This window comes from Streptomyces sp. NPDC002564, assembly GCF_042889645.1.
In the GTDB taxonomy this organism is placed as follows: Bacteria; Actinomycetota; Actinomycetes; order Streptomycetales; family Streptomycetaceae; genus Streptomyces.
The window spans coordinates 1,175,741-1,201,057 of sequence record NZ_JBIARE010000002.1 but is presented as its reverse complement, the minus strand read 5'-3'; the positions used below and the strand labels follow the sequence as shown (position 1 = coordinate 1,201,057).

The 25,317-nt window shown below is 73.2% G+C and carries 24 protein-coding genes; 10 read left to right on the top strand and 14 right to left on the bottom strand.

The features are described 5' to 3' along the window. The first annotated feature begins 302 nt into the window (after nt 1–302). The gene (locus ACFYXE_RS11345) at nt 303–1,169 is read left to right on the top strand and encodes an RNA polymerase sigma-70 factor (RefSeq protein ID WP_389311262.1); all 867 of its coding nucleotides are present in this window, start codon (nt 303–305) and stop codon (nt 1,167–1,169) included. A 42-nt stretch (nt 1,170–1,211) separates the two neighbouring features. On the opposite strand, the gene ACFYXE_RS11340 is transcribed toward ACFYXE_RS11345, so the two are convergent. From ACFYXE_RS11340 to ACFYXE_RS11310, 7 genes are all read right to left on the bottom strand, one after another. Beyond that, nucleotides 1,212–2,243, bottom strand: coding sequence for a hemolysin family protein (locus ACFYXE_RS11340; RefSeq protein ID WP_389311260.1), 1,032 nt, complete (start codon nt 2,241–2,243; stop codon nt 1,212–1,214). Beyond that, nucleotides 2,240–3,643 carry a hemolysin family protein gene (locus ACFYXE_RS11335; RefSeq protein ID WP_389311258.1) on the bottom strand — a complete coding sequence of 468 codons (1,404 nt, stop codon included), beginning with the start codon at nt 3,641–3,643 and terminating at the stop codon, nt 2,240–2,242. The genes ACFYXE_RS11340 and ACFYXE_RS11335 overlap by 4 nt, the downstream gene beginning before the upstream one ends. Nucleotides 3,644–3,801: 158 nt before the next feature. Further along, the gene (locus ACFYXE_RS11330; protein WP_389311256.1) at nt 3,802–4,272 is read right to left on the bottom strand and encodes a GNAT family N-acetyltransferase; all 471 of its coding nucleotides are present in this window, start codon (nt 4,270–4,272) and stop codon (nt 3,802–3,804) included. Then, nucleotides 4,269–5,477 (bottom strand): acyltransferase family protein, encoded by a 1,209-nt coding sequence (locus tag ACFYXE_RS11325; RefSeq protein WP_389311254.1) that lies wholly within the window; start codon nt 5,475–5,477, stop codon nt 4,269–4,271. The genes ACFYXE_RS11330 and ACFYXE_RS11325 overlap by 4 nt, the downstream gene beginning before the upstream one ends. A 303-nt stretch (nt 5,478–5,780) precedes the next feature. Continuing rightward, nucleotides 5,781–7,226, bottom strand: a complete 1,446-nt coding sequence (gene argG, locus ACFYXE_RS11320; protein ID WP_361177808.1) for an argininosuccinate synthase — start codon at nt 7,224–7,226, stop codon at nt 5,781–5,783. Between the two features lie 125 nt (nt 7,227–7,351). Further along, complete coding sequence (locus ACFYXE_RS11315) at nt 7,352–7,732, bottom strand: hypothetical protein (RefSeq protein WP_389311252.1); 381 nt, start codon at nt 7,730–7,732, stop codon at nt 7,352–7,354. Between the two features lie 234 nt (nt 7,733–7,966). After that, entirely contained in the window at nt 7,967–8,566 is a 600-nt protein-coding gene (locus ACFYXE_RS11310) for a hypothetical protein (protein WP_389311452.1), read from the bottom strand. Between the two features lie 330 nt (nt 8,567–8,896). Between ACFYXE_RS11310 and ACFYXE_RS11305 the strand changes: the two genes are divergently transcribed. After that, nucleotides 8,897–10,999, top strand: a complete 2,103-nt coding sequence (locus ACFYXE_RS11305; RefSeq protein ID WP_389311250.1) for a hypothetical protein — start codon at nt 8,897–8,899, stop codon at nt 10,997–10,999. A 99-nt stretch (nt 11,000–11,098) separates the two neighbouring features. Then, the gene (locus ACFYXE_RS11300) at nt 11,099–11,872 is read left to right on the top strand and encodes an SDR family NAD(P)-dependent oxidoreductase (RefSeq protein ID WP_389311248.1); all 774 of its coding nucleotides are present in this window, start codon (nt 11,099–11,101) and stop codon (nt 11,870–11,872) included. A 30-nt stretch (nt 11,873–11,902) separates the two neighbouring features. Here the strand turns inward: ACFYXE_RS11300 and ACFYXE_RS11295 are convergent, their stop codons facing one another. From ACFYXE_RS11295 to ACFYXE_RS11280, 4 genes are all read right to left on the bottom strand, one after another. Further along, nucleotides 11,903–13,261, bottom strand: a complete 1,359-nt coding sequence (locus ACFYXE_RS11295) for an MFS transporter (RefSeq protein WP_389311246.1) — start codon at nt 13,259–13,261, stop codon at nt 11,903–11,905. 112 nt (nt 13,262–13,373) lie between these two features. Then, complete coding sequence (locus ACFYXE_RS11290; RefSeq protein WP_389311244.1) at nt 13,374–13,733, bottom strand: ArsR/SmtB family transcription factor; 360 nt, start codon at nt 13,731–13,733, stop codon at nt 13,374–13,376. 19 nt (nt 13,734–13,752) lie between these two features. Further along, a complete protein-coding gene (locus ACFYXE_RS11285; protein ID WP_389311242.1) occupies nt 13,753–14,148 on the bottom strand; it encodes a peptidoglycan-binding protein in 396 nt (131 codons plus the stop codon). Nucleotides 14,149–14,366: 218 nt separating this feature from the next. Continuing rightward, nucleotides 14,367–15,452, bottom strand: coding sequence for a DUF5937 family protein (locus ACFYXE_RS11280; RefSeq protein ID WP_389311240.1), 1,086 nt, complete (start codon nt 15,450–15,452; stop codon nt 14,367–14,369). Between the two features lie 99 nt (nt 15,453–15,551). Here ACFYXE_RS11280 and ACFYXE_RS11275 point away from each other — a divergent pair, with 99 nt between their 5' ends. Continuing rightward, a complete protein-coding gene (locus ACFYXE_RS11275; protein ID WP_389311238.1) occupies nt 15,552–16,820 on the top strand; it encodes an MFS transporter in 1,269 nt (422 codons plus the stop codon). A gap of 68 nt (nt 16,821–16,888) precedes the next feature. On the opposite strand, the gene ACFYXE_RS11270 is transcribed toward ACFYXE_RS11275, so the two are convergent. Next, nucleotides 16,889–18,322: an MFS transporter gene (locus ACFYXE_RS11270; protein WP_389311236.1), complete on the bottom strand. Its 1,434-nt coding sequence runs from the start codon at nt 18,320–18,322 to the stop codon at nt 16,889–16,891. Nucleotides 18,323–18,582: 260 nt separating this feature from the next. Between ACFYXE_RS11270 and ACFYXE_RS11265 the strand changes: the two genes are divergently transcribed. Continuing rightward, nucleotides 18,583–19,029 (top strand): MarR family transcriptional regulator, encoded by a 447-nt coding sequence (locus ACFYXE_RS11265; protein WP_361174219.1) that lies wholly within the window; start codon nt 18,583–18,585, stop codon nt 19,027–19,029. A 14-nt stretch (nt 19,030–19,043) separates the two neighbouring features. On the opposite strand, the gene ACFYXE_RS11260 is transcribed toward ACFYXE_RS11265, so the two are convergent. Next, a complete protein-coding gene (locus ACFYXE_RS11260) occupies nt 19,044–19,895 on the bottom strand; it encodes a LysR family transcriptional regulator (protein ID WP_389311233.1) in 852 nt (283 codons plus the stop codon). An 80-nt stretch (nt 19,896–19,975) separates the two neighbouring features. Between ACFYXE_RS11260 and ACFYXE_RS11255 the strand changes: the two genes are divergently transcribed. From ACFYXE_RS11255 to ACFYXE_RS11235, 5 genes are all read left to right on the top strand, one after another. Continuing rightward, nucleotides 19,976–20,539 (top strand): cupin domain-containing protein, encoded by a 564-nt coding sequence (locus tag ACFYXE_RS11255; protein ID WP_389311231.1) that lies wholly within the window; start codon nt 19,976–19,978, stop codon nt 20,537–20,539. A gap of 129 nt (nt 20,540–20,668) precedes the next feature. Beyond that, the gene (locus ACFYXE_RS11250) at nt 20,669–21,127 is read left to right on the top strand and encodes a MarR family winged helix-turn-helix transcriptional regulator (protein ID WP_389311229.1); all 459 of its coding nucleotides are present in this window, start codon (nt 20,669–20,671) and stop codon (nt 21,125–21,127) included. After that, nucleotides 21,124–22,599, top strand: a complete 1,476-nt coding sequence (locus ACFYXE_RS11245; protein ID WP_389311227.1) for an MFS transporter — start codon at nt 21,124–21,126, stop codon at nt 22,597–22,599. The genes ACFYXE_RS11250 and ACFYXE_RS11245 overlap by 4 nt, the downstream gene beginning before the upstream one ends. Continuing rightward, complete coding sequence (locus ACFYXE_RS11240; protein ID WP_389311225.1) at nt 22,596–23,171, top strand: cysteine hydrolase family protein; 576 nt, start codon at nt 22,596–22,598, stop codon at nt 23,169–23,171. Before ACFYXE_RS11245 ends, ACFYXE_RS11240 begins: the two co-directional genes overlap by 4 nt. Nucleotides 23,172–23,370: 199 nt before the next feature. Next, on the top strand, nt 23,371–23,952 hold the full coding sequence (locus tag ACFYXE_RS11235) for a hypothetical protein (RefSeq protein ID WP_389311223.1): 582 nt from the start codon (nt 23,371–23,373) through the stop codon (nt 23,950–23,952). A gap of 27 nt (nt 23,953–23,979) precedes the next feature. Here ACFYXE_RS11235 and ACFYXE_RS11230 read toward each other — a convergent pair whose 3' ends face one another. Beyond that, complete coding sequence (locus tag ACFYXE_RS11230) at nt 23,980–25,164, bottom strand: cation:proton antiporter (RefSeq protein WP_389311450.1); 1,185 nt, start codon at nt 25,162–25,164, stop codon at nt 23,980–23,982. Nucleotides 25,165–25,317 lie beyond the last annotated feature (153 nt).

The window sequence follows — 25,317 nt, the reverse complement described above, 5'->3', positions numbered from 1 at the left end:
CTCACTGGCGGAGTTGGGTGGTCGTGCGACGACCTGACGGCCATGGGATGCCGGCCGCCCCGGCCTTGTGACGACGCGATCTTGTGACGTAGAACACCGATCGGGGGTGTCACAGGACGCGTCGGGCCGGTGTCTCGTGGGTGTCACGTCGAGGACGAACACGGGAGCCGGCCATGCGCGAACGCAGCACGCCAACGGGGGCCACGGGGGCGCCGCCCGGCGGGGGTCGGAGGGAAGCCGTACTCCGCGGTGAAGCCGTACCCCGCGGTGAAGGCATCCCCCGCGGGGGAGGCGGCAGTCGCATGCAATCGGCCACCGAGACGTTCGTCGCCCACCGCAATCTGCTGTTCACCGTCGCCTACGAGATGCTCGGTTCCGCCGCCGACGCGGAGGACGTCCTCCAGGAGACCTGGCTGCGCTGGGTCGACGTCGATCTCGGCAGCGTGCGCGACCGCCGCGCCTACCTGGTCCGCATCGCCACCCGGCAGGCCCTGACCCGGCTGCGCACCCTGCGGCGGCGCAAGGAGGCCTACGTCGGGCCCTGGCTGCCCGAACCGCTGCTGACCGTGCCCGACGTCGCCGAGGACGTCGAGCTGGCCGACAGCGTCTCGATGGCGATGCTGCTGGTCCTGGAGACCCTCGCGCCGGTCGAGCGGGCGGTGTTCGTGCTGCGCGACGTGTTCGCCCTGGAGTACGGCGAGATCGCGGACGCCGTGGAGAAGAGCCCGGCCGCGGTCCGCCAGATCGCACACCGGGCGCGGGCCCACGTCGCGGCACGACGGCCGCGCAAAACCGTGTCACCGGCCCAGAGCCGGGATGCCGTCGCCGCGTTCCGGCGGGCACTGGAGACGGGCGATCTGCAGCGGCTGCTCGACATGATCGCGCCCGACGTCGTCCTGCTGACCGACGGGGGCGGGGTCGTGCGGGCGGCCGTCGAACCCGTCGTGGGCGCCGCGGCGGTGGCCGGGGTGCTCGGCAGGATCGGCGCCGCGATGTCGCTGGGCACGGCGCCGGTCAACGGCCACACCGCGCTCCTCGTCCGGCGGGACGGCGTGCTCGACACCGTGATCGCGGTGCGCGTCGACGACGGTCTCATCACCGGGCTCTACGCCGTGCGCAATCCCGAGAAGCTGTCGCGGGTCGAGCGGGAGACCGCGGTACGCCGCTGAGCACACCGCAGGTCCCCCGTGGACGCCTCGGCGTCCTCCCGCTCAGGCCGCCCGGGGCCGCTCCGGATGCATCAGGCGGGCCAGCAGGTCGTCGAGGGTGACCATGCCCGTCAGGCGGCCCGTGTCGTCGCTGACGACGGCGAGCGAGGCGCGGCGCTGGCGCAGTTGCTCGATGGCGTGGCCGAGCGTGTCCTGCGCGGCCAGCTCCGGGACCGGGCGGGCCAGTTCGCGTGCCGTGACGGCCGACCGGTCCCTGGCGCGGGCGATCAGGGCGTCGCGGGCGTGCACGGAGCCGAGGACGAGCGGGCCGTCGAAGACCAGCAGCCGGCTGCGGTCGTGCGCGGCGGCCGTGGCCAGGACGTCGTCGATGCCCGCCGCGGCCGGGACGGAGATGATCTGCCGGGCGGGCGTCTGGAGGTCGCCGACCGGAGTGTGCGGCTCGGTGAGGGAGTTGGTGATCAGCCCGGAGTCCGTCTCGCTGATCAGGCCGAGGCGCTCGGACTCCTCGACGAGGTGGGTCAGCTGTTCGCGGTTGTGGACCGAGGTGAGCTCGTCGCGCGGGGTCACCCGGCACAGCCGCACCAGCGCGTTGCTGACCTTGTTGAGCAGCCAGATCAGCGGGCGTACGGCCTTCACCACCGCGCGGAAGGGCGGGGAGAGGAGCATCGCCGAGCGCTCGGGGTGCGCGATGGCCCAGGACTTGGGCGCCATCTCGCCGACGACCATGTGCAGGAAGACCACGACGAGCATCGCGAAGGCGAAGGCGACTCCGTAGCTGAGGCCGCTGGGCAGGCCCCACCGGTGCAGCAGCGGGTCCAGTTCGTGCGAGATGGCGGGCTTGGAGATCGAGCCGAGGCCCAGGGTGCAGACGGTGATGCCGAGCTGCGCGCCCGCGAGCATCAGGGACAGCTCGCGCATACCGGCGAGCGCCGCCTTGGCGCCGCGCCGGCCGTCGGAGACCGCCTTCTCCATGCGGTGTCGTTTGGCGGCGACGAGCGCGAACTCGGCGGCCACGAAGAAGCCGCTGCCGATCAGCAGCAGGACGGTGATGAAGAGTGCCAGCGGGAAGCTCACGCGCGCGTCCCCTCTCCGGCCGAACCCTTGTCCGGGTCCTCGGCCGTGACCTCGTGCGGGTCCTCGGCCGTGGCCTCGTTCGGGTCCGGGCGCTCGGCGAGCCGCTCGAGCCGGACCTGTTCCGCCACGTGGCGCTCCAGCGTGCGTACTTCGACCAGGGCGGTGTCCCCGTCGGCCAGCGGGACGGTGAGCCGGTCACCGACGGACGGGAAGCGGCCGAGCCGGTCGACGACCAGACCCGAGACGGTGTCGAAGTCGTCCTCCTCGGGCAGCTCGATCCCGGTGGCCTCGGCGACTTCGTCGAGGCGGCGCCCGGCGTCCACCAGCCAGCCGCGGCCGTCCGCGACGGCCAGGGCGACGACGGTGTCGCTCTCGTCGGCGATGTCCCCGACGAGTTCCTCGGCGATGTCCTCGTACGTGACGATGCCCGCCACGCCGCCGTGCTCGTCGAGGACGACGGCGAACTCGTCGTCGCGCTCGCGCATCTGCCGGACCGCGTCCGGCAGTTCCAGGGTGTCGGGCAGGAGCAACGGCCGCCGGGCGACCGTGCCCGCCGTCGCGCCCGCGAGGCTCGCGGCGGGCAGCCGGGTCAGCTCGCGGACGCCGAGCACGCCGCCGATGTCGTCGGGGTGGTCGCCGAGGACGGGATAGTTGGAGTGGCCGTGCTTGGCGATCAGGTCGATCGTGTCGGCGGCGCTCGCCTCCTTGCGGACGAAGACCGCGTCGGCGCGCGGCACCATCACCTCGTCGAGGGTGCGCTCGGAGAACTCCAGGGCGTGGTCGAGGAGGGCCGCGGTGTCCTTGGGGAGCTCGCCCTGTTCGTGGGACTCGCCGATGAGGTGGCCCAGCTCCTCCAGCGTCGCGCCGTGGTGCAGCTCCTCGACGGGCTCGATGCCCACCCGGCGCAGCAGCCGGTTGGCCGCGCTGTCGAAGATCCGTACGACCGGTCCGACCACCTTGAGGTACGCGAGGGTGGAGCCGGCCAGGGACTTGGCGAGGCGCTCGGGCACGGCGAGGGCGAGGTTCTTCGGGGCGAGCTCGCCGAGCACCATCTGGACGACGGTGGCCAGTACGAAGGCGAGCACGACGGAGATCCCGCCGACCGCGCCCGCGGGTACGCCGATCCCGGTGAGTGCGGGCCTGACCAGCGCGGACACGGACGGCTCGGCGATGAAGCCGACGACCAGGCCGGTCACGGTGATGCCGAGCTGCGCGCCCGACAGCATGAACGAGAGGCGCTCCAGCACCTGGAGGGCGCGGGCGGCCCGCTTGTCGCCCGCCTCGGCCTCGCGGGCCAGGGCGAGACGGTCCGCGGAGACGTACGCGAATTCCTGGGCCACGAAGTAGCCGGTGCCGGCGGTGAGGACGAAGACGGCCAACAGGCCCAGCGCGGCGCTCATCGGAGCGTGGACGGCGAGGGCGCGGGCGCACCCCGTCGCGCGGCTCGATCAGGCCGGTCGTGCGGGGTCTGGCGGGATGGTCGGGGTCTGTGCCCCGGGGGGTCCGTCGGTCTGGCGGACAAGCGGTGCTCCTCGTTCAGTGTGTTTCAGGACAACGATCACGGTCGGGGGCGGGTTCCCGGAGCGTGCGGCGTCGCCGCTCCGATCACTTTCCGCCGCAGGAGCGCCGGGTGCCACCTGATGCGCCGCCGGTCCCGCGCGCCGTCGGGGCAGAGCTCCATGTGCGGGCACCGCGGTCCGTCGGGCCGGAAGGCGATGCCCGTCTCGTCCGTCATGGCGGCGAAGAAGCGCCGTCCGTCGGCGGACTGCCGTGAGGTGGCCCAGGCGTAGCCGAGGCAGGGGGCCAGGGCGGTGTGGACGGCGTGCCGCGCCAGGCCCTGGCCCTGCCAGTGGGCGGCGACGGCGACGGTGCCGATGTGTCCGAGGCGGCACAGGTGGCAGACCTGGTATTCGAGGCGGCCCACCTGCCGGTCGCCGTCGTCCAGCATGACGACGGCCCGGCGTCCCGCGGGCAACGTCTCGACGACACGTTCGAAGTGGACCGCGGGAGGCCGGGCCGGTGGGGTCACGCGGCTCGCCTCCCCGGTCTGCGGCCCTTCGCGACGGCGGCCGCGTCCTGCTTGAAGGCCCACTCCATCCTCGGCTCCATGGCGAAGCGGAACATGCGTTGCACGGGTGGCGTGCAGAGCACGGTGATGACGGTTCCGGCGAGGAGGGTCACGGTGATCTCGCCGAGCGGCCGGTGTATCCAGTCGGCCTCGTACCAGTCCCAGAAGCGGGATCCCTTGGCCAGGAAGCCGTGCAGCAGGTAGCCGTAGAGCGTCCCCGCGCCCAGCGCCGTGAACCAGAGCTTGCGCCCGGGGACCCAGGCGAAGAAGCACGCGACGAGCAGCAGCGAGCAGCCGAACATGGCCAGGGTCATGACGGCGCCGGCCCAGCCGGGCGCCACGAGTTCCTGGGCGCTGTCGCGGCGGTAGAACCAGGCGGCGTTCATCCGCGGCGCCGCCCAGTAGGCGAACGCCAGCGCCATGGCGAAGACGGGCAGGGCCAGGAGCCGTGCCTCGCGGCGGCGCACCAGCTGGAAGTGCTCCGGCTTGAGGACCAGGCCGAGGACGAAGAAGGGCAGGAACTGCAGGACGCGCTGGAGGTCCAGGTCGTCGCCGATGTCCGGCGAGACGGACGCGAGGACGGCGATGGCCAGTGCGAGCGGCAGCGGCCAGCGCACGACCTTCCAGAGCGGCGTGGTGAGCCGCCAGATGAACAGCGCGGCCAGGAACCACGTGAGGTACCAGGGGTCGAGCAGGCTGATCGGGTAGTCCGGGTCGCCGCCCGCCCAGCGCTTGAAGAACGTGTACGCGACCTCGAAGATCACGTACGGCACGGCGATGCCGGTGACCAGGCGCTTGATCCGGTGCGGGCTCGCGTCGAAGCTCCGGGAGAAGTAGCCCGAGATGACGATGAACGCCGGCATGTGGAAGGTGTACACGGTGATGTACAGCGCGGCGGCCGCCCTGCTGTCACCGCGCAGCGGCTCCCACGCGTGCCCCATGGCGACGAGGACGATCGCCAGGTACTTCGCGTTGTCGAAGAAGGCGTCCCGTCGCTTGGTCGGCTTCGCCGGGTCCGGGGCGGCCGTGCCGGTGCCGGGCGGTCTCCCGTCGCCGGAGGAGGGCGCGGGGGCCGCGCCGGGGGCCGTGTCCGTGACGGCGTCGGGCCGCTGGGGAGGGAGCGGCATCGCACGGCGGCCCGTCGTCGGCCGCGATGTCTCGGTCAAGACGCCTCCCACAGTGAACCCGGGCCTGCGAGATCGCGTCTTGCACAAGATGCGGGTGTTGCGTCGTCGCAGAACATCTCCGGCACCCTAGCCATACTTCTACAGCCGCGTAAAACCCCACTGGTCGCGGGACCGATCCCGCGGGACGTACGTCACACGGCCTGCCGGGCCCGCGAGTTCGGCGGGCGCCCCCGCGGATGCGGTGGGCTCCCGGCTCCGAACGACGGAGGGCCGGCCCGGCGCCCGTGGCGTCGAGCCGGCCCTCTCCGGCTGCCGTGCGCCCCTGGCCGGGGCCCCGGTCGGTCAGTCCGTGCCGAACTCCATCGCGGCGCGGTCGAGCATCTCGTCGTCGGCGGAGACGCGTCCGCGGGAGGCGATGGCCTCGGCGCCGCCCTCCGGCATGGTGCCGATCAGACCGGTCGCGGCGGCCTGCGCGGCGCCGATGGCCGGGTTGGCGGTGCCGATCAGGCCGAGACCCGCGTACTGCTCCAGCTTCGCGCGGGAGTCGGCGATGTCGAGGTTGCGCATGGTGAGCTGGCCGATGCGGTCGACCGGGCCGAACGCGGAGTCCTCGGTGCGCTCCATGGACAGCTTGTCCGGGTGGTAGCTGAACGCGGGGCCTGTGGTGTCGAGGATCGAGTAGTCCTCGCCGCGCCGCAGCCGGAGGGTGACCTCGCCGGTGACGGCGGCGCCGACCCAGCGCTGCAGCGACTCCCGGATCATCAGCGCCTGCGGGTCCAGCCAGCGGCCCTCGTACATGAGGCGGCCCAGGCGCCGGCCCTCGGCGTGGTACTGCGCGAGGGTGTCCTCGTTGTGGATGGCGTTGACGAGGCGCTCGTACGCGGCGTGCAGGAGGGCCATGCCCGGGGCCTCGTAGATGCCGCGGCTCTTGGCCTCGATGATGCGGTTCTCGATCTGGTCGGACATGCCCATGCCGTGGCGGCCGCCGATCGCGTTGGCCTCCATCACGAGGTCGACGGCGGAGGCGAACTCCTTGCCGTTGATCGTCACCGGGCGGCCCTGGTCGAAGCCGATCGTCACGTCCTCGGTGGCGATCTCGACCGACGGGTCCCAGAACTTCACGCCCATGATCGGCTCGACCGTCTCGACGCCCGTGTCGAGGTGCTCCAAGATCTTGGCCTCGTGGGTGGCGCCCCAGATGTTGGCGTCGGTGGAGTACGCCTTCTCCGTGCTGTCCCGGTAGGGCAGCTCGTGGGCGACCAGCCACTCCGACATCTCCTTGCGGCCGCCGAGCTCGGCCACGAAGCCCGCGTCGAGCCACGGCTTGTAGATCCGCAGGTTCGGGTTGGCGAGCAGGCCGTACCGGTAGAACCGCTCGATGTCGTTGCCCTTGTACGTCGAGCCGTCGCCCCAGATCTGGACGTCGTCCTCGAGCATCGCCCGGACCAGGAGCGTGCCGGTGACGGCACGGCCCAGCGGGGTGGTGTTGAAGTAGGCGCGACCGCCCGAGCGGATGTGGAAGGCGCCGCAGGTGAGCGCGGCCAGGCCCTCTTCCACCAGCGCCGCGCGGCAGTCGACCAGGCGCGCGACCTCGGCACCGTAGGTCTTGGCGCGGCCGGGCACGGAGGCGATGTCGGGCTCGTCGTACTGCCCGATGTCGGCGGTGTAGGTGCACGGGACGGCGCCCTTGTCGCGCATCCACGCGACGGCGACGGAGGTGTCGAGACCGCCGGAGAAGGCGATGCCGACGCGCTCGCCGGCGGGGAGGGAGGTGAGGACCTTAGACATAGGAAGAGTATGCATCATCGCGCATGGTCATGCAAAGACGCCCGGCCGGAGCCCGCTCCACGACCACGCGGGGCGTCGGTGGAGCCGGGCTGCGGATGCCGGTGAGGGGCGAGGTCCGCCGACGGTCAGGCGGTCCCGTCGAACGGGGTGATGCGGCGGTACGCGGCTCTGGCGTACCGGACCCGGGCCGCCGCCGTCCCGATCAGGGCGGCGGCCAGCAGGCATGCCACCCAGCCCGGATCGCGGTGTCCGGCCCAGGAGAGCTCACCGGTCGGGTGCGCGGCGAAGACGTTCAGCAGGGCCCAGCACAGGAGGGCCGTGCCGGGCGCCGCGACGAAGCGGCCGAGCGTGCCGACGAGGGCGGCCAGGACGGACAGGGCGGCGAGGGCGAGGCCGGTGCGGTCGAGCGCGCCGAGCAGGTCGAAGGCGATCACCAGGACCAAGGAGCCGGAGCAGGCCGTCGTCCAGACGAACGGAGTGGCCATGGGTTCGGGTACGGGCCTCATGCCCCGGGCGATGTACCGCCACTCGACCACCGTCGTCCTCCCCACCGCCGGACGCCGGGTAGGACACCGGCCCCCGGCCTCTCCCCGGCCGAATCCTCGTGCAACGCGACCAGGTCACCGGTGCGTGAGCACCGGTGACCTCGCGTCGGGCGATTGTCCCACCCCGGCCGGAGAATGCCGAGATCGGTCTTCCGGCCAACCGCGGCACCCGCTGGAACCGGCCGGGGCCGGGGGTCAGTACAGCTTGTTCACGGCCGTGGCGGTCGTCTTCTTGAACGCGGCGACCGGGGCGTCCGCGAAGCCGCCCATCTGCCCCCAGTGGACGATCGTGACGGTGCGTCCGTCGCGCCCGACCGAGAACATGTTGATGTCCGTGGCGCCCCAGGTGGCCGTGGTGTGGTAGCCGTACACGTGGGCACCCTCCTCGACGTCCACCTTGCCGTAGTACTTCTGCTTGGCGGTGATGTCCGGGTTCTCCTGCATCACCTTCTTCGCACAGCCGTCGAGGTCCTTGCGCAGCAGCGCGGCGAAGTCCTTGGCCCGCTGCACGTCGCGCTCGACCACGGTCACCTGCAGTGCGTTGGTGTCGAGTTCGGTGCGGAAGGCGCGGTGCACCGAGGTCGACGGCAGCGCCTCGCCGACGCACATCGGCAGCGGGTCCGGCTGCCCGGCCGTCACGGGGCCGGCGGTCCAGGCCGACGACGCGTGCGGCGGCAGCTGGGACGCGGACAGGAACCGGGGCGCATCGGCCGCGGCGGCCGGCACCGTGGCGGCCGCGACGCCGACCGCGGCCAGCGCGGCACCCGTGGCGATCCAGCCCTTGTTCACGCGCATGTTCTTCTTCACTGCTTTCCCCCATCTCACGTGGTGAGCCGGCTCGTTCGGACGGACACGGCCGCCCTTTGCTCCCACGCCACGTACGACCCGCGACCCGGCACACCCGTTGCCCTGCCCGACGTCACAGCTCTGTCCTGCGTGTCACCGAACGGCAACAGGGCGACACTCCGGGGCCGTCGGCCCCGGCGCGGCCACGCGCTCGCCGCGGGTGGCACATGGACACCCGTTCCCGGCCCGGGGACCGGTCGCCTGTGACCATCGCACGATTCACTCGTTTGATGGAGGTCAGGACGCAACGTCGTCAGCCTTCGGAAGGCCCTTTGATCGATGAGTACATCGCAACGGCGCTGGGCGAAGGGTTCCGAGCCCGTGGCCCTCGACCATGCCGAGGCCGTCATCGTCGACCAGTACACCCGGCTCGTACGCCTCGCCTACCTCACCCTGCCCAGCAGCCTCACCCGTCACCGGCGCGTTCTTGTCGCCCATTCCCTGGTACAGCGCGCGCTGCCCGGCTTCGGGACGCGGCGGACCGCGTCGCGGGCGTCGAAGATCCCGCTGCCGAGGGCGGGGGACGACGCTCGGGAGCCGGGCACCGCGGAACCGGACACCGAACGGGCGGCCTCCGCGCCGCCGGGGGCGTCCTGGACGGGGACGTCGTGGATGACGGCGCGCGTCCTGTGCGCCGCGCTGACCCACGAGCGACGGCCGCGCGGCTGGCCGGACCGGCTGCCGCCGCCCCGTGAACTGCTGCCGACGCTGCCGGTCGTCTGGGGGCTGCGGTTGTTCCCCCGTGCCGGCGGCACCGAGGAGATCGCGCTGGCCCAGCTCCTGTCCGAGGTCTCCGCACCGTCCCGCGCCGCGTTCGTGCTGTGCCGACTCGACGGTCTGCCCCGTGCCGAGGTCGCGGAGCTGCTCACCGCCGCGGGCGTGAGTGACGCGGAGAAGGCGCTGGAGACCGCCTGCCACGTCGAGGAGTCGGTGGGCGAGGCGGCCGGGGCGCTGCTGCGGTCCCAGGAGTTCGACGCGTGCTCCGTCCAGACCCGGCCCACCGATCTGCTGCGCCGCAGGCGGCGGTTCCGGCTCGTCTGGTGCGCGGTGGGCATCGCCGCCATCAGCTCGGTGGCGCTGGCGACGCTCAGCTCGTCCGCGCAGCGGGACGAACCCGAGCGCCCCGCGGGCGTGCGGCCCGCGATCAGCGCGGACGCCCTGCTGCGCACCGCGCCGGACGCGTGGGCCGACACCTCCCGGGTGGACTTCACCGCGTGGCCGGCCCGCGGCTCCCGCGCCGACGACCGCGCCCTGCTCACCCGGGCCCTGTCCACGTGGACGAAGCCGCCGCGCGGCACCCGCGTGGGGGCGGGCCGGGCCGCCACGACCGAACCGCCCTCCCCCTCCACGCAGTTGCTGTACGCCGGGGTCGTGGGCAAGGAGGCCGTCGTCCTCTTCCACGACGACAGCCGTGTGGTCCGCTACGGCGAGCCCTCCTCCCCCGCCGAACCGGCGACGCTGGACTTCTCCCGCGCCGACGACTCCGACGTGACCACGGCGGCGGCGCTCGTCGCGGGCCGCGAGGACGGCAAGGTCCGCTACCTCACGGCCCCCTGGATCGCGGAGGCCCGGACGCGCGACCTGCTGAAGCCCAACGCCCCCGGCGGCCCGCTCGACGTGTCCGGCGAGGGGCTCACCGCCCCGGTCGACGTGCCCTCGGCCACGGGCCCCTGCGACAGCCTGCCCGTGCTCCAACTGCGCTCGTCCGTGAAGATCGTGGAGAAGCACGCCTTCCTCGTCACCGACCTCGGGGACCTCACCCCGGCCCACCTCAGTTACACCCCGCTGCCCGGCTCCGGCGTGCCGTCCCGCCAGCCGCGGGAGGCCACGAGCAGCACGGCACTCGTCAGCTGGGCCCGGGGCGCGTGCCGCCTCTCCGAGCTGCGCGGGAACGGCGTACGGTCCGTCAACCAGTGGGACTTCGCCGAGCAGGACCTGCCCGAGAACGGCGGCCGGGCCGTGTGGTCCTGCGTCCGCGCCTCCACCTGGCGCGGCCCGGGTGACGTCACCCTGCAGTTCCGTACGTCCGGCGAGTCCGCCACCGCTCCGGCGAAGGTCGTCGGGCGGGCCAGGTCGACCGCGGCCTGCAGCCGGTTCGGCCAGCACGTGGTGGCCAGCACCCGCTGGACGGCGGGCTCCGGGCACCGGTACCTGCTCGCCGCGGGCAGCCGCGACGTCACCCGGATCTCCGTGACCGGGGACGTCGACGCGGACAAGCGCGGCCGCACGCTGGCCGTCCGCGCCCCTCAGGACGCCCGGGCGACGGTGCGGGCCCGCCTGACCGACGGCGAGGAACTGGCCGAGGTCGGTGCCGCGTCGCCGCGCGCAGCGGGCCGCCCCGCTTCGACGGCCTCGACGGCCTCGCAGCGCGCGCGTGGCTGACCTTCGTGGTGAGCGGCACGGGACGCGTGCGGACACTGTGGGGCAAGTCATGATCACTCAGGGGTGTGAAACAAGCCGCGCAGCGGCTTTACTCACGACATGACCGACACGAATGGACTGCTGGCCGGCAAGGCCGTCATGATCACGGGTGCGTCGAGCGGGATCGGCGAGGCCGCCGCACGCCTGTTCGCCGCCGAGGGGGCCTCGGTCCTGCTGATGGCCCGCCGCGAGGACGTGCTCGGGCGCATCGTCCAGGAGATCCGGGACGCGGGCGGCCGGGCGGCGTTCAGCACGGGCGACGTCGCGGACGCCGGGGACGTGCAGCGCGCCGTGGACGCGACGCGCGAGCACTTCGGCGCCCTCGACGCGGCCTTCAACAACGCGGGCTTCGCCGGCGCCGACCTGTCTCCCCTGCACCAGCTCGACCAGGACGTCTTCGACCGCACGATGGACGTCAACGTGCGCGGGACCTGGAACTGCCTGCGCTCGCAGATCCCGGTGATGCTCGACGCCGGGAAGGGCGCGATCGTCAACACGTCGAGCACCGCGGCCATGGTGGCCACCGGCGCCCCGGTGCCGTACGTCGCCGCGAAGCACGCGGTCCTCGGCATGACCAGGGCCGCGGCGGCCGAGTACGCCGCGCACGGCATCCGCATCAACACGCTCGTCGTCGGCACCACCCGGACCGAGATGATCGAGCACGCGGTGGAGGCGCACCCGGAGTTGGAGCAGCTGTTCGTCGCCCGGCAGATGCAGAAGCGCATGGCGGACCCGGCCGAGATCGCGCAGGCGGCCCTGTGGCTGTGCAGCGACCGGGCCTCGTTCTCCACGGGGACGGCGCTCGCGGTGGACGGCGGCCTGACGTCCAACTGACCGCTGCCGCCGCGGCGGGGGCAGGCCGCTTCAGTGCGACCCCGCCGTGCGGCCCGGAGCGGACCGGCGCGGGTGGCGGGCGTCGATCACGTAGATGTGCGTGTGCCGCCAGCCGTGCGGGCCAGGCCGCGCGTCGGCCAGGTGCGGATCGCCCTCGGGCAGGCCGGTGTGGACGTGCGTGCGGCCCGCCGGATCGTGCGCGGGCCACAGCAGCACGGCCCCGGTCGCCGCGGCGAGCGCAAGAGCGGCCAGTGTCGCGGCGGCCACCGGCATCCCGGCGGCCGCGCCCAGCCGCCCCGCGAGCGGGTAGGTGAGCAGCCAGCAGCTGTGCGAGAGGGCGAACTGCGCGGCGAAGGCGGCCGGCAGGTCCGCGGGCGCCGCCGAGCGGCGGATCAGCCGGCCGACCGGCGTGAGGACCATGGACGTGCCCACGCCGAGCAGCCCCCAGGCGCACAGCAGCCCGGCCCACGACCGGACATCGCGCGCGAGACCCACGGCGCACCCCGCGAGGACCGCGCCGAGGAAGAACCCCGCGGGCAGCATCACCGCCCGGTCGCCCACGTGCTCCAAGACGCGCGGCAGGACCAGCGCGGCCACCATCGACCCCGCCCCGAACGCCCCCAGGGCCAGCGAGACGTCACCGGCCCCGCGGTGCAGACCGTCGCGGACGAGCACCACGGTGTCGACGAGGACCAGGGACCCGGCGGCGGCCGCGGCGAGGTGCAGGGCGAGCAGGGCGCGCAGCCGGGGTGTGGCCCAGTACAGGCGGGTGCCGTAGGTGGCCTTGGCGCAGCGGCCGCCGGAGCGTTCCACCGGGCGCGGCGCGGGCAGGGTGACGGAGACGACCAGGGCCGCGGAGGCGAGGAATCCCGCCGCGGTGCCGGTGAACAGCCAGTGGTAGCTGGTCAGCGCGAGGAGTGCGGCGGCGAGGGCCGGGCTGAGCAGGCTCTCCAGGTCGTAGGCGAGCCGGGAGAGCGACAGCGCACGGACGTAGTCGCGTTCGGCGGGCAGGATCTGGGGGATCGTGGCCTGGAAGGCGGGGGTGAAGGCCGCCGACGCGGCCTGCAGCAGGAAGATCAGGACGTAGACCTGCCACACCTGGTCCACGAACGGGAGGGCGAGCGCGACGGCGGCCCGGGTGAGGTCCATCGTCACCAGGAGCGTGCGGCGCGGCAGTTGGTCGGCGAGGGCGCCGAACAGGGGGGCGAGGCCCACGTAGGCGACCATCTTGATGGCCAGCGCGGTGCCGAGGACGGCGGAGGCGTCCGAGCCCGCGAGGTCGTACGCCAGCAGGCTGAGGGCGACGGTGGCCAGGCCCGTGCCCGCGAGGGCCACGATCTGGGCGGTGAACAGGCGGCGGTAGGTGCGGTTGCGCAGGACTGAGCGCATGGCGGCGTCCCCTGGGTCGGCGGCCCGGACCTCCTCACGGTAGACGACGTGTGCGCAGGTGCGCACACGTGATGCATGAAAAGGCCTGAACCCGGCCTGCGCGGGGGCGGGTTCAGGGGTGCCAGGGCTCGCCGGTGACCTGGTGGTCCGCGTGGTTCAGCGCCTCGGTGACCAGACGGCGCAGGTGGCCGTCGCGCAGCGAGTACACCATCCGGCGCCCCTCCTTGCGGGCCTGGACGAGCCCGGCGAGACGCAGCTTGGCCAGGTGCTGGCTGACGGCCGGCCGGGCCGCGCCGCTCACCGTGGCGAGCTCCGTCACGTCCGCCTCCGCCCGGGCGAGCAGCCACAGGAGGTGCAGTCGCGTCGGGTCGGCGAGCAGTGCGAACACGGTCGTCGCGGTCTCCAACTGCGCCTTTCCGGGGCCCTGTTGGTGCCCATGATGTGCAGGTGGGGGTTCTTCGCGCGCAGGCATGACCTCATCGTAGGAGCGCTCAGACCCCGTTCCGCAGGAACCCCCAGGTTGCGGGGCCGACGATGCCGTCCTTGGGCAGACCCCAGCTGCCCTGGAACTTCTTCACGGCCTTGAGGGTGTCGTCGCCGAACTTGCCGTCGATGCCGGAGCGGCCGATGTCGTAGCCGTTGTAGCGCAGGAGCGCCTGGATCTCCTTGACCTTGTCGCCCCGGTCGCCGTAGTCGCTGTAGGTGTTGGCGGCGTGGTAGCCGCAGTACCAGCCGAGGCCGGAGTTGTAGGCGCACCCGGCCAGGGTGGTGGAGGCGGCGGGCGTGGCGGCCGGGGTGTCGGCGGCGGCGGTGGCCACGCCGGTGACGGTCGTCGCGGCCAGGACTCCCGCGGCCACGAGGGCGGCGGCGTTGCGGTGTACGGGCATGTGGGCTCCCGGTGGAAGGGCGGCGCGGGGCCGCCGCGGACAGGGGGGGGCGTCGGGGCCGGCGTGCCGCGGCCCGGACACGCTCCACGCTAGGGAGGCCCGCGTCGCGGGGCGTCCACCGAGCGTGTGATTCCTGGCTGCACCCAGGGTTTGCGCGCGGTCAACCACCGCCGTAGGGAGCTTCGGTCCTCCACCCGCAGCGGTACGCCCGGCAGCGCTCAGCGCAGCACGGCGGCCAGCAGGTCCGAACCCAGCGCGGTCAGATCGGGCACGTTGAGGGTGTGCCGGACGTAGCGTCCGTGCCGCTCGGCCGTGAGGAGGCCAGCGCGGCGCAGGACGGCGAGGTGGCGGGACACCTCGGGCGACGAGAGGTCCCAGGTGTGGGCCAGTTCACCGGTGGTGTGCGGGCCGCGGGCCAGGGTGCGCAGCAGCCGCAGCCGTACGGGATGGGCGAGGGCGTCGAGGCGCAGGGTGACCGTCTCCAGGGACACCGGCCCGGCCGGACCGGGATCGGCCACGGGGTACTGGACCACGGGCTGCCAGCCGGGCGCGTGGACCACCACCAGGTGCGGGCTGCCGAAGGCGCTGGGGATGAAGGTGACTCCGCCGTCCTGGGCCGTGGTCGCCTTGTCCTGCAGCTTGTCGACGACGACGCAGTCGCCGTCCGGGGCGAGGGAGACCGCGCCGGAGACCGACGCGAGCGCCGCGCCGAGGCCCTGGCGTCTCCTCAGGTCCTGCTTGAGGCGCAGGTCGGTGGCGAGCCGCACGGCGACGTCCGTCCAGGCCGCGTCGAAGAAGGCGTCGGCGCACTCCTCCAGGGTCCGCCGCACCCACGCGCGTACCCCGGCCGGGTCGGTGAGCAGTCGTTCCGCGAAGGCCTCCTGGCGTGCGCCGCGCGCCTGCGCCAGGTCAAGGGCCCGCTCACGGGCCGCCGCGTCGGTGAGCGGCGACGGCGCGGCCAGGCGTGCCCGGCCGCCGCCGCAGGTGGTGACGAGGGCGGCGGTCACGTAGGTCTCGTCGTCGATCCGGTCCACGTCGTCCAGTTCCTCGGCGAGGGACGGCCGGGGCCGGGCGGGCAGCAGGAAGTCGGCCTGCGAGGAGCGCCAGAGGCATTCCGCCTCCCGCAGCCGTTCGGCCAGTTCGGGACGCAGGCCGGCCCAGACCTCGCGGGCCCAGTCGGCGCGCTGCGGATGGTGCCCGGGCTCGGCCAGGACGTGCAGCATCGCGGTCAGCTCGGCCAGCGGGGAGGCGGCGAACCGGAGCCGGTCGGGGGCCAGTCCACTGATGTCGATGCGCACCGTCATCCGCTCATCATCGCTGGTCGGACGGTCGGCGCCGACGTCGGTTGACGGAGTCCGTCAACCGACGCGGCCGATCCGTGGACCGGGCGCACCGTTGCCGCCATGGCAATCACCACCAAGATCGCGCCCCGCGACCTCGTCCGAGCGTCCGGCGGCCCCCGCTATGCCGTCGCCCTGGCCGTGGACGCCCTCGGCACCGGCCTGTTGCGGCCCTTCCTGCTCCTCTACGGGGTGACGGTGCTGCGGCTCTCCGCCCCGGCCACCGGCGTGGCGATGACGGCGGGCATCGTGGCGGGCCTGGTGTGCATGCCCGCGGTGGGCCGGTGGCTGGACCGGGGTGCGCGCAGCACGGTGGTGGCGGCGTCCATGCTGGTGCGGGTCCTCGGGGTGGCCCTGCTCCTCGCCGCCCCGGCCGGGCACGCCGGGCTGTTCGCCGCCGCCGCGCTCTTCCTCGGGATCGGCAACCAGGCGTGGCCGGCCGCCCACGCGGCCCTGGTGGCCACGGTCGCCCGCGGCCGGGAACGCGACGCCGCGCTCGCGGGCGGCCGCGCCCTGCGCAACGCCGGGATGGGTGTCGGCGCGCTGCTCGCCACCGTCTGCCTGGCGGGCGGCACCACGGCGCTGCGGGTGCTGGCGGCGGGGACGGGGCTGGCCTGCCTCGTCGCGGCCTGCTTGGCGTGGTCGGTCCGCCTGCGCGCGTGTCCGGCCGCCGCCCCGGCCGACGGGGCGCCGCACGAGGGGCCCGCACCCCGGATGCGCGCGCTGCTGGCGGCCAACGTGGTCTACGTCTTCTGCCTCAACGTCCCCGAGATCGCGCTCCCGCTGGTCCTGGTGACCCAACTGGGCGCCTCTCCCGTCTGGTCGGCGGCCGTCTTCGTCGCCAACACGGTGCTGGTGGTCACGCTTCAGGTCCCCCTCACGGTGCTGATGTCCCGCTGTCCCCGGCGGGCGGTGCTCGCCGTCGCCGGAGTGGTGCTCGCCGCGTCCTACCTCGGGTTCCTCGCGGCCGCCTCGCTGGGGCCCGGCTGGGACGCCCCGGCCGTCGCCGCGGTCTCCGTGATCTGCACGATCGGGGAGATCCTCTACGCGGGCAGCGCGACGGCCCTGGTGACGGCCCTGGCGCCCGCGCACGTCCTGGGCCGCACGCTCGCTCGGTTCGAACTCTCCACGGGTTTCGGCCTCGCCGTCTCCCCGCTGGTCATCACCGCTCTCGCACCGCGCGGGCCGGGCACGCTGTGGGGCGCCCTGGCCGCCGCGACTCTGTTCTCCGCCTCGGCCGTCGCCCTGGAGAAGGACGGCGGTGCGCCGGGAGACCGTGCGGCGGTGCCGGAGGCGGGTGAGCTCGTGCGTTCCCCGGCGTCGGCCCCGTGACGACGTCCGGCGGGGCGTGCCGCGGGTCCGCACAGCACGCCCCCCGGCCATGAGGTCTTGAGGATCGGTCAGGCCTTGGCCTCCGGCGCTTCCGCGGCGGCCGCGGGCACCGGTGCGGCGGCCGGGCCCTGCCGGGTGGCCGACGGGCGTACGGGGATGAGCGCGGCGACGACCGCGGCCGTCAGGCCCACGCCGCAGCCGATCGCCATGGCGACCCGGAAGCCGTTCTCGGAGGGCAGGGCGTAGCCGCCGAAGTCGGTGGTGAGCTGGGCCAGGACGACACCGATGACGGCGGCGGAGACCGAGCTGCCGATCGATCGCATCAGGGTGTTGAAGCTGTTGGCCGACGCGGTCTCCGAGGGCGGCACCGCGCCCATGATGAGCGCGGGCATCGCGCCGTAGGCGAAGCCGACTCCGGTATTGCAGACGATCGTCACCACGAGCAGGCTCCAGGGGGAGCCGGAACCGGTGAGGGGCAGGCCGAGGCCGTAGCCCACCGCGATGACCAGACTGCCCACCGCCAGGGTGACCTTGGGGCCGCGGGCGGCCGACAGCTTGGCGCCCAGCGGTGACATGGCCATCATCATCAGGCCGGCCGGGGCCATCCAGAGGCCCATGGCGACCATCGACTGGCCCAGGCCGTACCCGGTGGCCTCGGGAAGCTGCAGCAGTTGCGGTACGACGAGGGACTGGGCGTACATGGAGAAGCCGACCAGGATCGAGGCCAGGTTCGTCATCAGGACCTGGGGGCGGGCGGTCACCCGCAGGTCGACCAGCGGGTCGCGCAGGCGCAGCTCCCACCACGCCCACACCAGCAGAATGATGACCGCTCCGGCGAACAGGCCGAGCGTGGTACCGCTCCCCCAGCCCCAGTCGGCGCCCTTGGACACGCCGAGCAGCAGACAGACCAGACCGGCGCCGAGGCCGACGGCGCCGAGCACGTCGAAGCCGCCGGGTGCGGTGTTCTCCTTGTCCTCGGGCACGAGGGCGCGGATGAGGGTGCCGACGGTGACGGCCAGGGCGGCGACGACCCAGAACAGCACGCGCCAGCTGGCGTTCTCGGCGATCGCGGCGGCGAGCGGGAGGCCGAGCGCACCGCCGACGCCCATCGAAGCGCTCATGATCGCGATGGCGGAGCCGAGCCGCTCCGGGGGCACGATGTCGCGCAGCAGGCTGATGCCGAGCGGTACGACGCCCATGCCCATGCCCTGCAGCCCGCGCCCGACGATCATCGGGACGACCGAGGAGGAGAGGGCGCACACCACGGAGCCCACGAGCAGCGGTATCAGGGACGCGAGCAGCATGCGGCGCTTGCCGAACATGTCGCCGAGGCGGCCCGCGACGGGTGTGGCGACGGCCGCGGCCAGCAGGGTGGCGGTGATGACCCAGGAGGCGTTCGACGCGGAGGTGTCGAGCAGTTCGGGAAGTTCCGCGATCAGCGGCACGACCAGGGTCTGCGTGATCGCCGCCACGATGCCGCCGGAGGCGAGGATGCCGACCACGGCGCCTGGTCGGGTCGTCGGTTGCGCACTGGCCGCACTGTCCACACTGTCGCCACTGTCGCCACTTTCCACGGGTACTCCCTCGTTGCCGCGCCGTGGCACGACACCACGGAATCGATGTGCACCGTACACTAGATATGCATCATGCATGCCCTATGCGCCATGCATGCAATGTGCTACATGCACACAATCCGTGATATATCTGCTGCGAGGCGGCCGTCTCGACCGGGAGGCAAGCCCGGGAGCAGGAGGGACCTCGCATGGAGAAGCCGCTGGACCAGATCGAGTTCGAGACCATGCTCCTCGGCCGGCACATGAGCCTGCTCGCCTCCCGCGGGGACGGGCGGCTCGACCGCAGCGCGTACATCCTCCTCAGCCGCATCCTGGCCGAGGGGCCGATGTCCATCGGGCAGTTGAGGGACGCCTTCGGCCTGGACACCTCGACCCTGAACCGACAGACCGCCGCCATGCTGCGGGCCGGTGTCGTCGAGCGCATCCCCGACCCCGACGGGGGCATCGCGCGGAAGTTCGCCATCACCGAGGAGGGCAGGCGCCGCCTCGACAGCGACCGCTCCGAGAACGTGACGGGGCTCGGCAAGCTCCTGGCCGACTGGACCCCCGCGGAAGCGGCCCAGCTCGCCGACTGCCTCGGCCGCCTCAACCGCGACATCGAACGGCTCGACGGACGGCCCTGGCCGCGCGACTGACCCGCGCCGCCGTCTCACCTCCGGTACGCGCCACCCGCGAGCCGGACGAACGAGTGGACCAGGGGGTTCGTGTCGTCCCGTCGCCAGGCCACCACGACATCGCTCGGCGCCATGTCGAGCAGCGGCACCACGGCCAGGCCCTCCCCCGGATCGTGCGGCAGGGGCGCCATGCCGACCGTGCCGTTCCACCGCACCGCCTGCCGGCATTCCGCGACGCCGCGCACCACCGGACCCCGGCGGGGCTCCCCGCCGCTCCAGTACGCCTGCCAGAGCGGGTCGGTCCCCTCCGGGAACACGAACCAGCGGCAGTCGGCCAGGTCGGACAGCTTCAGGGCGTCGCGGCGGGCCAGCGGATCGTCGGTGCGGAGCAGTGCCCCGACCGGATCGGCGCGCAGCACCTGGACGGCGAGGCCGGTCTCGTCGAACGGACCGCGGGTCAGGGCGACATCGACGAGACCGGCGTACAACCCGCAGGTGGGGTCGGCCAGATCGGCCTCGCGGATGCGGACGTCGACGTCCGGATGACGTCGGCGGTAGACGTCCGCGAGGCGGGCCGCGCCCGGGTCGGCGGTGTCCCCGAGGATGCCGACCGTCAGGGTCGCGGTGCCGGCCGCCGCGGCCACGCGGACACGCATCCGGTCGGCTCGGTCGAGCAGGGACCGCGCCTCGTCGAGCAGGACGGACCCCACCGGGGTGAGCGCGACTCCGGCGGGTGAACGGTGGAACAGCGCGGCGCCGGCCTCCGCCTCCAGTTGCTTGATCGCGCGGCTCAGCGGGGGCTGGCTCATGTACAGGCGCGCGGCGGCCCGGCCGAAGTGGAGTTCCTCGGCGACGGCCACGAAGTAGCGCAGCGTCCGCAGCTCCATGCTGCGACGATACCCAGCCGGTATCGGCACCCGACATCAGGTCTTGGACAGTTTCGGGGCCCCCGCAGTGCAATCGACGCATGAGCGACGACACGCAGAGCAGCACAGCGCCGGGGAACGCCGACGCGGGGACACCCCCCGGCGGGCCGGACGACCGTACGCCGACCACCGGCACCGCGTCGGGCTCCGTGCCCGTATCGGTGGTGGGCCCCGGCGACGGCGAGACGATCGTCCTGGGCACCACGCGGCTGCGCATCCTCGAGGACGGCAGCAACACCGGGCACCGCCTCGGCATCGCCGAGTCCGTGCTCGCCCCGCACACGCCCGGCCCGCCCCAGCACCGGCACGCCCAGCACGACGAGGGCTTCTACGTCATCTCCGGGAGCGTGCGCTTCACGGTCGGCGAGACGGACCACGACGCGGCCGCGGGCACGCTCGTCATGGTCCCGACCGGCGCGCCCCACACCTTCGCCAACGTCACCGACCGGCCCGCGGTCATGCTCAGCACGTTCACACCCGACCTGTACGTGCAGTACTTCCGCGACCTCCAGGCCATGATCGCCGACGGCCGGGAACTGACCCGCGAGGCAAACATCGAAGCAATGACCCACTACGCGACGGAACCGGCCACCGACTTCGCCTGACCGTCGGACACCCCGGCCCGCCAAGGGCAGAACCCGCCCCGGCATCCCCCGCTCCCCCTGGCCACGACTCCCCCAGCGGAAACCCAGTCGTAATTGCGCAGCCTGGACTGCGCAAGTTAGCCTGTGCATATGCGTGAGACCAGTAACCCCTCCGGCGGTGTGTCCGAGTCGTCCGCGCGTGCGGCTCATGATCTGCGCGTGGCGTTCAGTCGGCTTCGGCGGCGGATGCGGGAGACGTACGATCCGGGGGATCTCACCCCGTCGCAGACGTCCGCCCTCAGCCGTCTGGACAAGGACGGCGAGGCGTCCGTCAGTGAGCTGGCGGTCGCCGAGCGGGTCCGGCACCAGTCGGCCGCCACCACCGTCGGCGTCCTCGCCGAGCGCGGCCTCGTCGCCCGGCGCGCGGACCCCGCGGACGGCCGCCGCCAGCTGGTCCACGTCACCGAGAGCGGTCACACCTTCCTGGAGGAGCGGCGCCGGGCCGGCGAGGGCTGGCTCAGCGGTGCCGTGGAGGCCCAGTGCACGGAGGAGGAGCGCCGCACGCTCATCGAGGCGGCCGCCCTCCTGGAACGCATCGTGCGGTCATGACCCACGGCCTCACCGACAGCCTGTCCCGCCTGATCCGCCGCGTGCGGCCGGGCGGCGCCAAGGAGGCGGGCGACGGGTTCGACCGGCGGCTGCTCGCCCCGATGATGCTGGGATCGGTGCTCAATCCGGTCAACTCCTCCATCATCTCCGTCTCCTTGGTGCCGATCGGCGCCGCCTTCGGCGCCCCGCCCTCCCGCACCGCGTGGCTCATCTCCGCGCTCTACCTGGCCACCTCCATAGGCCAGCCCGTAGTGGGCCGGCTGATCGACCTCTACGGGCCCCGCCGCCTGTTCCTCGCCGGCACCGCGCTGACCGGCATCGCCGGTGTCGTCGGCATGCTCTCCCCCGGCCTCGGGGTGCTCATCGCCTCCCGGGTCCTCCTCGGCTTCGGCACCTGCGCCGGCTACCCGGCGGCCATGTACCTCATCCGCAGCGAGGCCCGGCGCACCGGACAGGAGAGCCCGGCCGGCGTCCTCACCGCGCTCGCCGTCGCCACCCAGACCATCGCCGTCGTCGGCCCCAGCCTCGGCGGCCTCCTGATCGGCATCGGCGGCTGGCGCGCCACCCTGGCCGTCAACATCCCCCTCGCCGCGGCCGGGCTGTTCCTCGGGGCCCGGCGCATCCCGGCGACCCCTCCCGCCCGGCGCGAGGCCGACCGCCACCCGGTCGGCGACCTGGACCTGCCCGGCATGGGCCTGTTCGCCGCCGGACTCGTCTGCCTCCTGCTGTTCCTCATGAACCCCGGTGGCGGCGACTGGTACCTGCTGGTGCTGGCGCTCGCCGCGGCAGGCGGTTTCACCTGGCGCGAGCTGCGCGCACGGCTGCCCTTCATCGACGTACGGGTGCTCGGCGGCAACCTCCCGCTGCTCGCCACGTACGCCCGGGCCCTGCTCTCCTACGTCGTCAGCTACGCCTTCCTGTACGGCTACACGCAGTGGACGCAGCAGGGGCGCGGCCTCTCGCCCTCCCAGTCGGGCCTGGTGCTGCTCCCCCTGTTCGCCACCGCGATCGTCGTCTCCACCCTCACCGGACGCCGCCAGGCCATCCGGGGCAAGCTCCTGGTGGGAGCCGTGGGGCAGATCGTGGCCTGCGCCCTGCTGCTCCTGCTGCACGACGACAGTCCGCTGTGGATGCTGCTGGCCGTCGTGTTCGTGCTCGGCATCCCCCAGGGCCTCAACAACCTCGCCCTGCAGAACGCCGTCTTCCATCAGGCCGACGCCGGACGCATGGGCTCGTCGGCCGGACTGCTGCGCACCTTCGGTTACCTCGGCGCGATCGTCGCCTCCGCCGCGAACGGCGCCTTCTTCGGCGAGCGCGCCGACACCGGCGGCCTGCACCACCTCGCCGTCTTCATGCTCGCCGTCAGCGTCCTGTTCCTCGTGGTGACCGTCGCCGACCGCTCCCTGCGCCGCGGCACCCCACCCCGTACGGACCCCGAGATACCCCGCACCACGGAAAAGGATCAACCATGACCACGCCCGCGCTGCTCGTGATGGACGTCCAGCAGGCCATCGTCGACCGCCTCCCCGACACCGACCCCGATTACCTGCCGCGTCTCACGCGCGCCGTCACCGTGGCCCGGTCCGCGGGCATCCCCGTGGTGCACGTCGTCGTCGGTTTCCGTCCCGGCCACCCCGAGGCCAAGTCCAGCCCCCTGTTCGGCGCCCTGCCGGAGGGAGCGTTCACCGAAGGCGACCCCGGGGCCGCCATCCACCCCGCCGTCGCGCCCCTGCCCGGTGAGAGCGTCGTCACCAAGAAGCGGGTCAGCGCCTTCACGGGCAGCGATCTCGACCTCGTGCTGCGCGGGGGCGCCGTGGACCACCTCGTCCTGACCGGCATCGCCACGAGCGGCGTCGTCCTGTCGACCCTGCGCCAGGCCGCCGACCTCGACCACCACCTCACCGTCCTCGCCGACGGCTGCGCCGACGCCGACCCCGAGGTCCACCGGGTGCTGACCGAGAAGGTCTTCCCGCGCCAGGCCGACGTCACCACCGTCGACGCCTGGATCGCGGGCCTCACCCACAGCACCCCGCAGGGGCAGTAGGCGGCGCCGCGCGAATCCGGCCACCGGGGCCGCAGAGGGCTCGCCGCGGCGGGGTCGTTCGCGCCACAATTTCGACGCGCCGTCACGGGGCGGGGCAGCGTGCCGTCACGCACGCGGGGGACGGGGAAACGGAATGACCGGTGTGCCGAACGCACCTACGCCCGCTCCACCTTCGCCCGTGCCGCCTCCGCCCCGACCCGTGCGACGCTTCGGCGAGGTCGCTGCCTGGATCTCCGCCATCACAGGGCTCATCGGCCTCGTCCTCGGCTTCTTCGGGCTGCCCGCGGTGTTCAGCTCGCCCACGGCCAGGACGGTCACCGAGACCGTCACGGCCACCGCCACGGTCACGGCTCCCGCCGACCCGGCGAAAGCACCGCCGTCACCGTCCTCGTCCGCCCAGGGCGACCCGCGCGCCTCCGACGTCGTCCGGTCCGTCACCGTCGACCTCGCCGCCGACTACGGCCTCAGTCTGGAAGACACCCCCCTGCGGCCCGTCAACACGAGCGAGGCGAACAAGGAGCTCTTCTGGGACTCGGGCAACCTCCGCGTGGGCGAGGGCGCCCAGTTGGTGGTCCTCGGCCGCAAGGAGAAGGGCACGTACGAGACGTGCAGCTCGGTGACCCGGTTCAGGGAGAGCGTGTTCATCGAGCACATGCGGATCGGCGAACGGTTCTGCCTCCTCTCCCCGTCGGGGCTCGTCGCCCTGGCCGAGTACGCGGGAGGCGACATTCCCTCGGCGTTCGTCCGGCTGAAGTTCACCGTGTGGAACGGGCGGCACTGATCCGGGAACCCCGACGACGCTGCACGGTCACCACGTCTCCGGCTCCGGTTCCCCCGGCCGCCCGGAGCTGCCCTTCCGCGCACGGCCCCGCACCCGCATGCCGAGGAGCGGGAAGACCAGGACGGAGATCATCGCGGCGCCGACGAGCGCGGCCGCCTCGTCCTTGCCCAGGACCTTCTCGTCCAGCCCGATCGTCGTGATGGCCACGACCAGCGGGAGGCACGTGGACGAGTACAGCGTCAGCGCCCGACGGCTGAGCGGTGAGAGGTCCCGCGGCGCGAGGACATACGCGGGGAGGCCCCGTACGACCAGGAAGAGTCCGAGGAAGAGCGGCAGCAGTGCCAGGGCGCGTCCGCCGTCCAGGAGCGACGCGAGGTCGAACTCGATGCCGGTGACCACGAAGAAGAGGGGCACGAGGAAGCCGAACCCCATCGCCTCGACCTTGGCGAGCACCTCCTCGCTGCTCTCGGGGGCCGCGCCCTGAAGCACCAGCCGGGTGAGCAGTCCTGCCGCGAAGGCGCCGAGCAGCACGTCGAGCCCGAAGGCCTGCGAGAGCGCCAGCATGGCGACCAGGAGCAGCATGACGAAGCGGACCGCGAACTGTCCGCTCGTGTGCAGCGTCGTCCGGACGACCTGGCTGAACCACGGCGGGCGCGGCCGCAGCGCCCAGCACACCGCCGCGGCGGTGACGGCCGCGAACGCGGCGAGCACGAAGGTGGCGGCCCCCGGTTCCCGGCCGCTCAGCAGCACCGCCATCGCCACGATCGGCCCGAACTCGCCCACCGCTCCGAAGGCCATCATCACCGTGCCGAAGCGGCCCTGCAGATCGCCGCTGTCCCGCAGGATGGGCAACACCGTGCCCAGTGCCGTGCTGGTCAGCGCGGTGCCGATGATCACGGAGCGGGAGAGGTCGAGGCCCGTCAGGGCCAGCGCCACGGCCATCCCGAGGACGAGGGAGATCACCCACGCCCAGACGGACCTGCGCAGGGTGTCGCCCCGGATGGCGTCGAACTGGATCTCGTACCCCGCGAGGAAGATGAGCATGGACAGGCCGAGGTCGGAGAGCACGTCGATGACGTCGCCGCCGTGCGCCCAGCCGAGCACGTCGGGGCCGATGAGGATGCCGAGCACGATCTCGAAGATGACCACGGGGATGCGGACCCGGCGCCCGGCGGCGAAGGCGAGCAGGGGTGCGAGGACGGCGGCCGCCATGATGAGGATGAGCGTCCCCGGCTGTCCCACACCGCCCCCTGCTCCGCACGGATCGTGATGCTCCGACCCTGGGCGCGGCGGGCGCCCCGCGCATCCGGGGCGGCCCGAGCGGGTGACTGCCGCCGCTCCCGTCCGCGCGCCGCCGCACGCTCT